Source organism: Asaia sp. HumB (assembly GCF_030263835.1).
In the GTDB taxonomy this organism is placed as follows: Bacteria; Pseudomonadota; Alphaproteobacteria; order Acetobacterales; family Acetobacteraceae; genus Asaia; species Asaia bogorensis.
This window is the reverse complement of the sequence record NZ_JARPML010000002.1, coordinates 345,543-358,055: the sequence shown is the minus strand read 5'-3', so window position 1 is coordinate 358,055 and position 12,513 is coordinate 345,543. Positions and strand designations below refer to the sequence as shown.

Below are 12,513 nucleotides of genomic sequence, written 5' to 3'. Positions count from 1 at the left end.
TGTTCCTGGAACCGGGGGGTGGCCTGTCAGGCCAGCAGCGAGAGACCGAAATTGATAGCAGGGCTTTATCGGTGACGGCTCGCATTGACTATAAGCCGGGGTATTTAATTACTCCTTAACGCATCGTTTGCGGAAGATTCGTTGACTTCCGGGTGCGTCCTGAGCATGGTCCGCTCACTCGAGTAACCCTGTCAAAGGATGGCTGATAATGCCTGTTTCCGATCTCCGCACCGTGATCGACTCCCTATGGGAGCGTCGTGACACGCTCAACGCCCATACGGAAGGTGAGGCGCGTGAGGCGATCGAACAGGCCCTGACATCACTCGATGAGGGCAAGCTGCGCGTGGCCGAACCCACGGATGGTGGCTGGGTTGTCCATGAGTGGCTCAAGAAGGCGGTGCTGCTTTCCTTCCGTATTACGGATAGCCGCGTGGCCGAACGTGCCTGCGGAGGCGTTCCCGGCTTTGACAAGGTACCCCTGAAGTTCGACGGCTGGGACCAGTTCCGCTTTGCAGAGGCCGGGTTCCGCGCCGTGCCGGGCGCCATCGTGCGTCGCTCGGCCTATATCGCTCCCGGCGTGGTGCTGATGCCAAGCTTCGTCAATGTCGGCGCGCGCGTTGATAGCGGCACGATGGTTGACACCTGGGCCACCGTGGGCTCCTGCGCCCAGATCGGCAAGAACGTCCATATCAGCGGCGGTGCCGGTATTGGCGGCGTGCTTGAGCCGCTCCAGGCGGCCCCTGTGATCATCGAGGATGATTGCTTTATCGGCGCGCGTTCCGAGGTGGCCGAAGGCGTGGTTGTCGAGCGCGGCTCCGTGCTCTCCATGGGTGTGTTCATTGGTGCGTCCACCAAGATTGTCGATCGTGCCACCGGCGAGATCTTCATGGGTCGTGTGCCGGCCTATTCCGTCGTTGTGCCGGGCACGCTGCCGGGCCGTACCCCCGATGCGCCGCATCTGGCCTGCGCCGTCATCGTCAAGCGGGTGGATGAGCGCACGCGCTCCAAGACCTCCATCAACGAATTGCTGCGCGACTGATTGTGCCGCTCGATGCCGTGACCCTGGCGGGCCAGCTGATTGCCTGCCGTTCCGTAACCCCGGCGGATGACGGGGCGATGGATGTCCTGTCCCGCACGCTTGAGGGGATGGGCTTTACCTGCGAGCGGGTCGACTGCGGCCCGGAGGGCGAGCGCACGCCCAATCTCTTTGCACGGCTTGGCGCGTCGGGGCCGCATCTCTGCTTTGCAGGACATACTGATGTTGTGCCGCCTGGCCCAGGCTGGGTGCATGACCCGTTTGGTGCCCAGCACGCTGATGGCATGCTCTACGGGCGTGGTATTGCCGATATGAAGGGCGGCATCGCCGCCTTTGTAGGGGCTGTCGCCTCTTTGCTGGTCGAGCGTCCGCTCAAGGGGTCTGTCAGCTTTCTGATCACAGGGGACGAGGAAGGGCCGGCACTGCACGGCACAAAAGAAGTCCTCCCCTGGATGGTGGCGCATGGGCATCGTCCCGATTTCTGCCTTCTGGGTGAGCCCACCAACCCCGCCCGCATGGGTGAGGTAATCAAGATCGGGCGTCGTGGCAGCCTCAATGCCTGGATCACCGTCGAGGGTGTGCAGGGGCATGTGGCCTATCCGCATCTCGCAGATAATCCGGTGCATCGCCTGCTGCCGATACTGAGCGAATTGACCGGGCGTGTGCTGGATGAGGGTAATGAGCATTTTGCGCCATCATCGCTGCAGGTTGTCAGTGTCGATGTCGGCAATCAGGCGACCAATGTCATTCCTGCCAGGGCCACGGCGCTGCTGAACATTCGGTTCAATACGGCCCACAAGGGGGACGATCTGGTTGCCTGGATCAGGGAGGTGGTTGCGCGTCATGCGCCTGCCGGTCATGTCGAGGCCAGCATCAGCGGTGAAGCGTTCCTGACCACACCCGGTGCGCCCGTCGAAGCCCTCTCCAGTGTCATCGCCCGTCATACGGGGCGTGTGCCTGCCCTCGATACAGGCGGCGGCACGTCCGATGCGCGGTTTATCGCGTCCTATTGCCCTGTGGCGGAATTCGGTCTTGTCGGTGCGACCATGCATAAGGCAGACGAATGTGTGGCGATTGCCGATCTGGAAATGCTTGTCCTGATCTATCGTGATTTTCTTGAGGCCTTCGGATTGTGACACCCGGTTCAACTCCTCCGGCGGAAACACCTGGTGGTGCCGCAACACGGATCATTCGTGGCGTGGTGCGTCTGGGCCGGGGCAAGGCCGAAGGGATCGAGTCTTTCGGCAATACGCCTGAAGCTCTTCTCTCGGCGATTGCACCGAGTGCCGCCCTTTTTCTGGTTCTGGCCCTGTCGCAATTCGTGCAGGGATATGATGCCACTGAGGTCACCAAGGTTCTGATCCTGATCACGGCGCTGCTGCTGCGTCTCGTGGTTTCCCAAGCTTTGGCTTCGGTCTGGGGGAAGGCGGAGGGCTGGTTGCGCTACGCTACGGCATTGCTGTGGTCAGCATGGCTGCCGATGGTGTTATCTCTGGTGGTGTTGAGCATCGCGCAGATCATCATGCCCGGTATCGTGACATCACGCCTTGCGCTGGCTGTCATCATGATTGGTATCGAGGCCTATGAGTTCTGGCTCTCATGGTTCGTGGCCAAATCCGGCCTGGGGCTCAAGGGCGGCAGGGCGGCACTGCTTGTCGTTGTGGTGAACCTCGCTGTGGCGTCGCTCTATCTCATCGCCATTGCGCTTCCGCCGCATTACAACGCGCTCAAGGAACTGATGGGTCCGCTGCCCAAACCGCATCCCTGATCGCCTGAGCCCCTGCGCAGGGCAGGGCTCAGGTGAACGGGTCCAGCTCGTAGCCCACACCGATCAAGCACAGGCCATCCGGCGGGGCTGTGGGGCCAGCGACACGCCGGTCGCAGGATTCGAGAACGTCACGGATACGGGCGACCGGCCACTGGCCGCTACCGACAAGCTGCAACGAACCCGCCAGATTGCGCACCTGATGATGCAAAAAGGACCGTGCCTCCACGTCCAGCCGCACAAACGTCCCCTCACGGGTGACATCCAGCCGGTCCAGCGTGCGGATCGGGCTGCTCGCCTGACAGGATGCGGCTCTGAACGATGAGAAATCGTGCCGCCCCAACAGGCTCTGGGCTGCCTCATGCATCGCCCCGGCATCGAGGGGGCGCCGTATATGCCATACGTGATTGAGGTCGATCACCGGGCGGGTAGGGCGGTTGAGAATGGTGTAGCAATAGCGACGCGAGATGGCGGAGAACCGCGCGTGCCAGCCCGGGCGTGCCTGTGCCGTCTCCAGGATCGCCACGCGATGCGGCTTGAGGTGAAAGCTGACGCCGTCACGTATCTGTCGCGCGTCGAGGCGAGGGTCATCCGGCAGATCGAGCTGCACCACCATGGAAGAGGCATGCACCCCCGCATCGGTACGCCCCGCCGTGGCCGTCATGACGGGGGCATCCCCGACGAGGCGTGATGCAGCCTCTTCCAGCAGGGCCTGCACCGACACGCCATTGTTCTGGCGCTGCCAGCCAACAAGCCCCGTACCGTCATACTCGATTCTGAGCGCCCAGCGGCGATAACCGCCGGCCGGTTCATCACTGCCCAAGGCACGTGCCTTTCGGCATGGGGGTGCCACGCAGGTAATCGGTCGCGTTCATCATCGCCTTGCCGGGGCGCTGAAGCCGCAGAATCTGCAGGGCATCGTCACCGCATCGTACCGTCAGCGCATCATCCAGAACTGTGCCAGCCGGGACATCCGCCCCATCCGAAGCAGCGAGCGGTATAAGCTTTGCCTCACCGATCTTGAGTACAGTCCCGTCCTGTGTGGTGAAGGCACCCGGCCAGGGCGTCAGACCGCGTATCTGGCGGTCGATGATCGTCGCAGGCTGGTTCCAGTCGATGCGGCCTGTCTCGCGGGTAAGTTTCTCGGCGTAGGTCACGCCCTGCTCAGGCTGCGGGACTGGGGCAAAGGGACGGCGGAGCGTCTCGAGCAACAGTTCTGCACCCAGAAAGCTGAGGCGATCATGCAGCGTTGAGGCGGTTTCGGCGGGGGACAGATCCACAGCGGCTTCTGCCAGCACATCGCCGGTGTCCAGCCCCGCATCCATCTGCATGATCGACACGCCCGAGCGGCGATCACCAGCCATAATGGCTGACTGGATGGGCGAGGCGCCCCGCCAGCGCGGCAGCAGGCTCGCGTGGATATTGAGACAGCCCAGTTTCGGAGCATCGAGCATACGCTGGGGCAGGATCAGCCCATAGGCGACCACAATGGCGCAATCGACCTGGAGGGATTCGAAGAAAGCGAGTTCCTCCTCGTTCTGCCGGATCCTGACCGGGGAGCGCACGGCGATGCCCTCGGCCTCGGCTGCGCTCTGAACGGGCGAGGGACGTAGCGCCTTGCCGCGCCCGGCCGGGCGCGGAGGCTGGGTATAGACCTGCACGACCTCATGCCCGTCGGCGATCAGCGCCTTGAGAACCGGCACCGAGAAATCAGGCGTGCCCATAAACACCAGACGCATGGTTTCAGCGGCCTTTCTGTTCCTTGGCGAGGCGGCGCATGATCATGTTGCGCTTGAGCTTGGAAAGGTGGTCGACAAACAGGATACCGTCGAGATGGTCGATTTCGTGCTGAAGGCAGGTGGCCAGCAGGTCATCGGCCTCCATCTCGATCACTTCACCCTCGAGATTACGATAGCGCATCCGCACGCTCAGGGGGCGGATGACCTCTGCATACTGGTTGGGCAGGGAGAGGCAGCCTTCCTCGCGGGCGGCGAGCTGCTCGGATTCCTCGATGATTTCGGGGTTGATGAGCACCATCGGGTTGCGCTCGCCCTCATCGGCAACATCAACGAGCGCAAAACGCAGGCCCAGACCGATCTGCGGGGCAGCAAGGCCGATACCCGGTGCCTTGTACATGGCAGAGAACATGCCTGGCAGGTGGGACTTGACGAGAGCCATGTCGTCAGCCGTGACCTCACGGGCAACCGCCCGCAGCACGGGCTGCGGCGCAACGAGGATGGGCGTGGGCGTAATGGACTCGATGTCCGGGAGGAAGGAGAGCGCTGTCATGATGGAGCGGATGTAATCGGTCAGGTGCCGGAAAACCAGTTCTAAACGGGGCATAAACCTCAAAGAACGGCAATTCCTGCAAGGGCTCTTGCTTGCACCACGCACCAAACATGACCATATCGGGAAAGTGATCCGGCGCCGCAATCAAGGGCCGGGTTCTGTTACCGTCTCGCTCATGGAGGAGGCTGCATGTCAGGCCGTCTGTTTACGTCACCCATGTTTCTCGGTTTCGATCATCTGGAGCAGATGCTCGAACGGGCCTCGAAAACAGCCTCTGATGGCTATCCCCCCTATAATATCGAGCAGTTGAACCAGACCACCCTGCGCATCACACTGGCCGTCGCCGGGTTCGTGATGGACGATTTGCACATCACGCAGGAAGATAACCAGCTGGTCATTCGTGGCCGCCAGACCGATGACAGTCAGGGTCGCGTGTTCCTGCATCGTGGCATTGCAGCGCGTCAGTTCCAAAAGGCGTTTGTTCTGGCCGAAAACATCGAGATTGGCGAAGCCTGGCTCGATAACGGTCTGCTCTATATCGATCTGTTCCGCCCCCAGCCCGAAGTTCGGGTCAAGCGCATCGAGATCAGCGCCGGGCGTCGCGAGACGGGTGTGACGCGTGCCACCCATATCGAAATGCCCAAACCCCGTCGCACCCGCGCCATACGCGATCTTGACGACGATTGAGGGCGATCAGGGCCTTATTCGGGCAACTGGCGAGATGACCAGCCCGGCACTGTCATGGTATCGGGCTGAAAAGAGAGAAAAGCGATGAGAAAAAACACGCGCGATGATGCCGGAAATGACGCACCCGCCCCGGTTGCCGATCTGCGTCGCATGTCGCATGACGATTTGAAGGCGTTCGGGATGAGCCATGTCGCCTATGTCAAACCCGTGGTTTACGAGGGCGAAGCTGCCTTTGCGATCCACGCGGCGGATGGCACCCCGATGGCGCTGGCGGAAGATCGTTCGAGCGCCTTCGAAGCCATTGTCGACCATGAAATGATTCCGGCCTGGGTACACTGACCATGACCACCACGCCTGACACCATCCAGCGTTACGCCGAGGAACACCGCCTGAGTGGGGCGGTGCGTCATGGCAATACACTCTATCTGGCAGGGCAGGTTGCAGATGACGCATTGCTCGATACCGAAGGCCAGACTGCCGATATCCTGCGTCAGATCGATGTACTCCTGACCGAGGCAGGCACGGACAAGACCAAGCTCCTCTCGGTGCAGGTCTATCTGACCGATATCACCGAGATTGATGCGATGAATCGCGCCTGGGATGCCTGGCTCGACCATGACCATAAACCGGCACGGGCGACAGTCGAGACGCGTCTCGTCGATCCGCAATGGGCTGTCGAGATCACAGCTATCGCCGCCATCTGAGCCGACCATCCCCGTTCGTTCACCCTATGCTTGCGCCAAGCGACGCGGCATGGGGGTGCGACCAACGCATCACGATGCCATTCGGGCTTTCATGCGAAAATCCCGGCGCCTCTGCGCCGAGCCTGCAATGCCGAGGGCTTCACGATATTTGGCGACCGTGCGTCGCTGGATGGCGATGCCGCCTCGCTGAAGCATCAGGGTAATCGCCTCATCGGACAGGATCGCCTCAGCCGTCTCGGCTGAAACGACTTGCCTGATCCGGTTCTTGATCGCCTCGGCACTCGTCTGATCCGTCTCATCGCCCAGGCCGGTGGAAAAGAACCGCCGCAGGGGAATGACGCCGTGCGGCGTGCCGATCATGCGTGTCGCGGTGACGCGACTGACGGTGCTTTCATGCAGCCCCGTCACCTCGGCAATGCGGGTCAGAGTCAAAGGGCGCAGGGCATCGATACCGTTATGCAGGAACAGGATCTGATGACGCGCGATGGCGGTGCATATCAGCAGGAGCGAGCGGGCACGCTGCTCAACAGCGCGTAACAGGTTTTGCGCTTCCTGCTTCTTTTCCTGGGCCCAGCCCCGGGCTTCGCGATCAGCGGTCTGTAGCCGCCGATACAGGCGTTCATCAATCGACAGCCCCGGCCATGTGGCCTCGTTGAGCGCAACAATCGGTTCTCCCTCAACGAGATGAATGAACAGATCCGGCGCAGGCTCGGGGGGCGGGGGATCGAACCCTGCGCCGGGTCTGGGATCGCAGCTGCGTAGCTCCTGCAACAGCTCGGCATAGTCCTGGCTGTCAAGGCCACAGGCTTTTTGCAGGCGCTCATGCTCGCCTCGGGCGAGCCAGTCGAGATGACCCAGTAGCGTCGCAACCGCGGGATCATGGCGGTTCCTCGCTTTGAACTGGGCGGCAAGGCATTCAGCCAGTGACGTGGCAAAACACCCGGCTGGCTCGAAAAGCAGCATGATGTTGCGAACCTGCTCGATGCTTTCCAGCGCTGCGCCGGTAAACGCAGCGAGATCGGGTATCGGGGTATCGAGGCGTCCCGATTCATCCATTGCGTCGAGCAGAGTCAGCGCAATATGACGCTCGGCGGGCTGCGTGAAGGCCTTGTTGATCTGCCAGAGAAACTGCTCAAGGCGTGTCGGGGCAGGGGCCGATGGCTCGCGGCTGGTCGGCTCGTCACTGTCGTACACGCCATGACGAAGAATGGGGTCATCATCCCAGGAGGCGGCATCGTGCCAGTCACTGGCATCAGGCTCGAGATCGCCCGGCAGATCGCTATCCCGCCAGTCCGGGTGGGCCATTGTGTCGGGTTCCGTGCTGCCGGCTTCTCCCGCAGGGGGGCTGACAAGCAGGAGCGGATTGGCTTCGGCCAGAAGAGAGAGTTCGGCCAGCAATTCATGGTTCGAAAGCTGCAACAGACCGATGGCCTGTTGCAGTTCCGCGGTCATGACAAGACCAGCGGTCTGACGCGCCTGAAGCGAGAGGCGCGCCATCAGGACTCAGAGGGAGAAATTTTCTCCCAGATAGACGCGTCGTACGTCCTCATTGGCCACGATCTCCTCGGGGATGCCTTCCATCAGCACCTGACCCGAATGCATGATATAGGCCCGGTCGATGACCTCAAGGGTTTCGCGAACGTTATGATCGGTAATCAGCACACCAATGCCACGGTCCTTTAGGTGGGACACCAGATCGCGGATTTCGCCCACGGCAATCGGGTCGATACCGGCCAGAGGTTCATCAAGCAGAATGTAGTTCGGCTGACTGGCGAGGGCGCGGGCAATCTCAAGACGGCGCCGTTCGCCGCCTGAGAGGGCCAGAGAGGGCGAATGACGCAGATGCGAGATACCGAACTCGGCCAGCAGCCCATCCAGCATGGTCTGGCGGCGGTCGTAATCGGGCTCGACCACTTCCAGCGCCGCAAGAATGTTCTGCTCGACATTGAGGCCGCGGAAAATGCTGGCTTCCTGCGGAAGATAGCCAATACCGAGCCGTGCACGACGATACATGGGCAGCTGGGTGATATCGGCGCCATCGAGGGTGATGGTCCCTGTGTCAGGCTGAACCAGACCCACGATCATATAGAAGCTTGTCGTCTTGCCAGCACCGTTCGGCCCCAGCAGACCCACGGCCTCGCCACGCTGCACCTGGATCGAGACGTTACGGACCACCTGGCGCTTCTTGTAGCTTTTGCCGATGCCGTGCGCGATCAGTCCTGTCTGCACGGTGGGGTCATCGTGGATCTGCTGCAGGATGACGGTCTCGTTGTCGCTCATCAATGCGCGTCTCCGGGCTTGCTGCTGCCAGCTTCGTTGGGGATGACCAGACCTTCGATACGCTGGCCGGGTGCGGGGTTCATGATGGCAACCCCCGTCTTCATGTTCACGATGGCCGAGGCGCCGTTATTCTGGTTCTGGCCACTCGTCACGTGCACATGGCCGATAAGCCGCGCCATCTGCGTGTCGAACACATAGACGCCCCTGTCACCTGTCGCGGTCTCATTGGGGGTACGCAGCATGACATGGCCCCAGGCATAGGCGCGATCGAGCTTCGAGCTACGAGCGGTGCCATCGCCACCCGGTGCGGGCGCAGGGGCAGGATTCGCGCCGGCGGGGGGCGTGGAGTCCGGCTTGCTGAACGCCACCAGCACATCAGCCTTGATGCGCTTGCCGTCATTGGTGGTTACGGTGGCATCGCCACGACCGACCGACATACGGGTCTGGCTGTGATATTCCATCACGTCGCGCGCGGTCATGACATCCTGCGGCGTGGTCAACTTGAGCGCCTTGCCTGTCATGACGAGAACGCCCTGATCGATGTCGTAAAGCGCCTTGTCGCCCCAGGCCTGATCGGTGCTGGTATAGATATGAACGTGCCCGATGGCCTCCATGCGATAGAGCTCCATCGATCCGCCCATGGCGCCGTCATCGCCGGGCTTTTTCTCGCCGTCCTGCTGCGTTGAATCATCCTGCGGCTTGGGGGCGTTGGGATCAGGCGCTTTCTTGCGCAGAAAACCGATGAGCTGATCCGCATCAATCGTCACGTCGCCACGAACAGCGCGCGCCTGATCGACGAAAGTGACCGTCTGGGCGTCGTGATCATAGGTCTGCGGACCAGCGGAGCTGATATTGACCTGCTCGCCATGCGACATGTCGAGCGCCTGGGCATGAGCCTGCGGGCAAAGGAGGGCCTCAAGCGAGACGCCGGCAAAAGGAAGACCCATAAGGAGCGATCCCAGGGTCAGGGCAGGAATGAGGCGGCGCATCATGGGGCCTTCTGCGTGGAGGAGGTGCGGGCAGGGGGGGTGAGCGAGGGCATGGCATCCTGACGGTCATCATTGCGTATGACACGCTGCGGCCCCACGAACTGCAGAAGATTGGCGTGCTGGTCGATAAAATAGCCCTGGGCGTCGAGTATGCCAAATGGCCCCTCTGCATGAACCCAGTCATTCGACGCAATCACGCTGCGATGAAGGTCGATATCGGCGGTTAGACCGTTCAGCAGTGTGCCGTCGTCCCTGCACAGCACGACATGGTCGGTCAGATTGAGCGTTTGCTCATGCTGCATGTAAACGCCCTTGTCCGCCTTGATTTCGGCCCAGCCGCCGCCCGCCATATGCGTATCGGCTACCGGGTCGACCAGATCGACACGATCGGGACCGTTCTGATGGGCGATGCGTGCCGTAATCATATAGGGGCGGTTATGGGCATCGAGGCCGCGATAGATAGCCCCTTCGAGATTACCGCTCTCGACCCGCATCTGCGCCATTTCCTGCATGACGGCACGGTTGGCACTGAGCCAGCGCGCGATTTCCGGCCAGACAGCGATCGAGCCGAGAAGAACAGCGGCCGTGAGCGGAAGCGCCCATTTTGCCGTGTCGAGCAGGCGACGGCGCGAGGCAAGGTCCGACGATGTCGGGATATTGCGCTGGCGGGACTGCCCCTGTTCACGCATGGCCTCGCGCAGGGCGGCAAGCTTTGCCGCATCACGCGCAAAATCCTCGCGTTGCGGCGGCTTGCGGTCCTTGTTCTCCTGCGTCCCGGTCATGCGACGCCTGTGCGAAGCAGGTCGTGCAGATGGATGATACCGACCGGTCGCTGTGCCTCATCGAGCACGAACAGACTATTGATGGCCTTGCGCCTCGCGGTCATCAGATGAATGGCCTCCTGGGCGAGCATATCGCCATGGGTGGTGATTGGCGCGCGGTTCATGATGTCACCCGCCGTTGTCCTGTCGAGGTCGCGGGTCAGGGCCGGACGTAGATCGCCATCGCTTACGAGGCCGATGAGAACGCCGCTGGGGTCGACGATGCCCATACACCCGAACGCCTTGCGTGTCATTTCAATGATGACGCCCGATAGGGGCATGTCAGCCGTGCCAAGTGGCATGGCCTCGCCCTCATGCATCAGCCGGCGCACCGGGCGGAGCAACGCGCCAAGGGAGCCGCCCGGATGAAAGGCGCCGAAATCATCAGCGGTAAACCCGCGTCGTTCGAGCAGGGCAACGGCGAGGGCATCACCGAGGGCAAGCTGCATCACCGCGCTGGTCGTGGGGGCGAGCCCCATCGGGCAGGCTTCCTTGCTGCGTGGCAGACACAGCACAATGCTGCTGGACCGGGCCAGCGTTGAGTTGGGCGAGGATGTCATGCCGATGATGGTGATCGCATGGCGCGCGGCATGTTCGAGCAATGCGGCCAGTTCGGCCGTTTCACCGGATTGCGAGAGAAGCACCAGCACGTCACGCGCTTCGATCATGCCCAGATCGCCGTGGGCGGCTTCAGCAGGATGGACGAAAATGGAGGATGTGCCGGTAGAGGCCAGTGTCGCCTGGATTTTTCTGCCGATATGGCCCGATTTGCCGATGCCGGAAACCACGACGCGCCCCTTTGTGGCGGCGATACAGGCAACGGCCTGGCTGAATTGGTTCCCCATCGCCTCTGGCAAGGCGAGCGCGGATTGCAGCGCGGCCAGTCCGGCGGCCTCGGCGGCAAGGGTGGCCTGGGCACTCTCGATTGCCGCGTTACGGGCGTGCTCGGAATCGGTAATCAAAGCGGAGCTGGAACGTGAAAGCTCGGTCATGCGTCCTCTTCCCGCTTTGCTGGCCTCAGGTCAATTACCCTGCCACGCCAAGCAAGGCGTTTCTATGACACGCCATGCGAATATCATACCGAGCGGAGCAGAGCAGAAGGGGAAGCGCGTCAGGGCTCAGGCGCGATGGGAGAAGATATCGGGCTCTTCATAGCCCAGGATATCAAGCTGCCCACGGGCTGGCAGGAAATCGTAGCAGGCCTGGGCGAGCTCACGCCGGCCTTCACGGATGAGCAGGGCCTCAAGCTTGGCCCAGAGTGCATGCAAATGAAGCACATCCGAAGCGGCATAGCTCAGTTGCTCAGGGGAGAGAACTTCCGAACCCCAGTCAGACGTCTGCTGCTGCTTGGCGAGATCGACACCCAGCAATTCGCGGCACAGATGCGCCAGGCCATGACGATCGGTGAAGGTGCGCACCAGGCGGGCTGCAATCTTGGTGCAGATCACGGGCGCGACCTTGATGCCAAGGGCGTGCTGAAGCAGTGCCACGTCGAAGCGCGCGAAATGCATGAGCTTTGTCACGCTTTCATCAGCCATGAGCGCCTTGAGATTCGGGCAGTCCTCGTAGCGACCCCCCAGCGATTTCGGACGGATCTGCACCAGATGGGCTTCGCCGTCACCGGCAGAAAGCTGCACGAGGCACAGACGGTCGCGATGCGGGTTGAGGCCCATGGCTTCGGTATCGACGGCGACGACCGGACCCAGATCGAAATCGTCGGGGAGATCACCATCGTAAAGATGGATCGAAGCGCTCGGTGCGGCCATGTCTGGAAAACCCTGGGGCTAGAAAAAACGGAAGCCGACGATTTCTCGTCGGCTTTTCCGTTTTTCGTATGGTGCCCAGAAGAAGACTCGAACTTCCACGTCCTTGCGGACACAGGTACCTGAAACCTGCGCGTCTACCAATTCCGCCATCTGGGCTCAGAGGCTGTCCGGGGCGC

At 61.8% G+C, this 12,513-nt stretch carries 15 protein-coding genes and 1 tRNA gene; 6 read left to right on the top strand and 10 right to left on the bottom strand.

Going from position 1 to position 12,513, the window contains the following annotated elements; genetic code table 11:
• The first annotated feature begins 208 nt into the window (after positions 1 to 208).
• From dapD to P5689_RS02905, 3 genes are read left to right on the top strand one after another with little or no spacing between them, the layout of a single operon-like run.
• Positions 209 to 1,039 carry a 2,3,4,5-tetrahydropyridine-2,6-dicarboxylate N-succinyltransferase gene (gene dapD, locus P5689_RS02915; RefSeq protein WP_023978513.1) on the top strand — a complete coding sequence of 277 codons (831 nt, stop codon included), beginning with the start codon at positions 209 to 211 and terminating at the stop codon, positions 1,037 to 1,039.
• A 2-nt stretch (positions 1,040 to 1,041) separates the two neighbouring features.
• Positions 1,042 to 2,172 (top strand): succinyl-diaminopimelate desuccinylase, encoded by a 1,131-nt coding sequence (dapE, locus tag P5689_RS02910; RefSeq protein ID WP_285532034.1) that lies wholly within the window; start codon positions 1,042 to 1,044, stop codon positions 2,170 to 2,172.
• Positions 2,169 to 2,804 (top strand): hypothetical protein, encoded by a 636-nt coding sequence (locus P5689_RS02905; RefSeq protein WP_285532033.1) that lies wholly within the window; start codon positions 2,169 to 2,171, stop codon positions 2,802 to 2,804. The genes dapE and P5689_RS02905 overlap by 4 nt, the downstream gene beginning before the upstream one ends.
• Positions 2,805 to 2,832: 28 nt before the next feature.
• Here P5689_RS02905 and truA read toward each other — a convergent pair whose 3' ends face one another.
• From truA to def, 3 genes are read right to left on the bottom strand one after another with little or no spacing between them, the layout of a single operon-like run.
• Positions 2,833 to 3,624 carry a tRNA pseudouridine(38-40) synthase TruA gene (gene truA / locus P5689_RS02900; RefSeq protein ID WP_285532032.1) on the bottom strand — a complete coding sequence of 264 codons (792 nt, stop codon included), beginning with the start codon at positions 3,622 to 3,624 and terminating at the stop codon, positions 2,833 to 2,835.
• Entirely contained in the window at positions 3,614 to 4,540 is a 927-nt protein-coding gene (gene fmt, locus P5689_RS02895) for a methionyl-tRNA formyltransferase (protein ID WP_285532031.1), read from the bottom strand. The genes truA and fmt overlap by 11 nt, the downstream gene beginning before the upstream one ends.
• A gap of 4 nt (positions 4,541 to 4,544) precedes the next feature.
• On the bottom strand, positions 4,545 to 5,090 hold the full coding sequence (def, locus tag P5689_RS02890) for a peptide deformylase (protein ID WP_023978509.1): 546 nt from the start codon (positions 5,088 to 5,090) through the stop codon (positions 4,545 to 4,547).
• A 189-nt stretch (positions 5,091 to 5,279) separates the two neighbouring features.
• Between def and P5689_RS02885 the strand changes: the two genes are divergently transcribed.
• The 3 genes from P5689_RS02885 to P5689_RS02875 all read left to right on the top strand — a co-directional run bounded on the left by P5689_RS02885 (position 5,280) and on the right by P5689_RS02875 (position 6,481).
• Positions 5,280 to 5,777 carry an Hsp20 family protein gene (locus tag P5689_RS02885; RefSeq protein WP_023978508.1) on the top strand — a complete coding sequence of 166 codons (498 nt, stop codon included), beginning with the start codon at positions 5,280 to 5,282 and terminating at the stop codon, positions 5,775 to 5,777.
• 84 nt (positions 5,778 to 5,861) lie between these two features.
• Positions 5,862 to 6,116: a DUF1150 family protein gene (locus tag P5689_RS02880; protein ID WP_035443886.1), complete on the top strand. Its 255-nt coding sequence runs from the start codon at positions 5,862 to 5,864 to the stop codon at positions 6,114 to 6,116.
• Positions 6,117 to 6,118: 2 nt separating this feature from the next.
• Positions 6,119 to 6,481 (top strand): RidA family protein, encoded by a 363-nt coding sequence (locus P5689_RS02875; RefSeq protein ID WP_285532030.1) that lies wholly within the window; start codon positions 6,119 to 6,121, stop codon positions 6,479 to 6,481.
• A 69-nt stretch (positions 6,482 to 6,550) separates the two neighbouring features.
• On the opposite strand, the gene rpoN is transcribed toward P5689_RS02875, so the two are convergent.
• From rpoN to P5689_RS02840, 7 genes are all read right to left on the bottom strand, one after another.
• Positions 6,551 to 7,978, bottom strand: a complete 1,428-nt coding sequence (rpoN, locus tag P5689_RS02870) for an RNA polymerase factor sigma-54 (RefSeq protein WP_285532029.1) — start codon at positions 7,976 to 7,978, stop codon at positions 6,551 to 6,553.
• 6 nt (positions 7,979 to 7,984) lie between these two features.
• Complete coding sequence (gene lptB / locus P5689_RS02865; protein ID WP_023978504.1) at positions 7,985 to 8,761, bottom strand: LPS export ABC transporter ATP-binding protein; 777 nt, start codon at positions 8,759 to 8,761, stop codon at positions 7,985 to 7,987.
• Positions 8,761 to 9,750, bottom strand: a complete 990-nt coding sequence (locus P5689_RS02860) for an LptA/OstA family protein (RefSeq protein WP_408868558.1) — start codon at positions 9,748 to 9,750, stop codon at positions 8,761 to 8,763. The genes lptB and P5689_RS02860 overlap by 1 nt, the downstream gene beginning before the upstream one ends.
• Positions 9,750 to 10,532, bottom strand: coding sequence for an LPS export ABC transporter periplasmic protein LptC (gene lptC / locus P5689_RS02855; protein ID WP_285532028.1), 783 nt, complete (start codon positions 10,530 to 10,532; stop codon positions 9,750 to 9,752). Before lptC ends, P5689_RS02860 begins: the two co-directional genes overlap by 1 nt.
• Positions 10,529 to 11,563 carry a KpsF/GutQ family sugar-phosphate isomerase gene (locus P5689_RS02850; RefSeq protein WP_285532027.1) on the bottom strand — a complete coding sequence of 345 codons (1,035 nt, stop codon included), beginning with the start codon at positions 11,561 to 11,563 and terminating at the stop codon, positions 10,529 to 10,531. The genes lptC and P5689_RS02850 overlap by 4 nt, the downstream gene beginning before the upstream one ends.
• Positions 11,564 to 11,689: 126 nt before the next feature.
• The gene (locus tag P5689_RS02845; RefSeq protein ID WP_023978500.1) at positions 11,690 to 12,337 is read right to left on the bottom strand and encodes a ribonuclease D; all 648 of its coding nucleotides are present in this window, start codon (positions 12,335 to 12,337) and stop codon (positions 11,690 to 11,692) included.
• 69 nt (positions 12,338 to 12,406) lie between these two features.
• Positions 12,407 to 12,493: transfer RNA gene (locus P5689_RS02840), tRNA-Leu, on the bottom strand.
• Between the last annotated feature and the right edge of the window lie 20 nt (positions 12,494 to 12,513).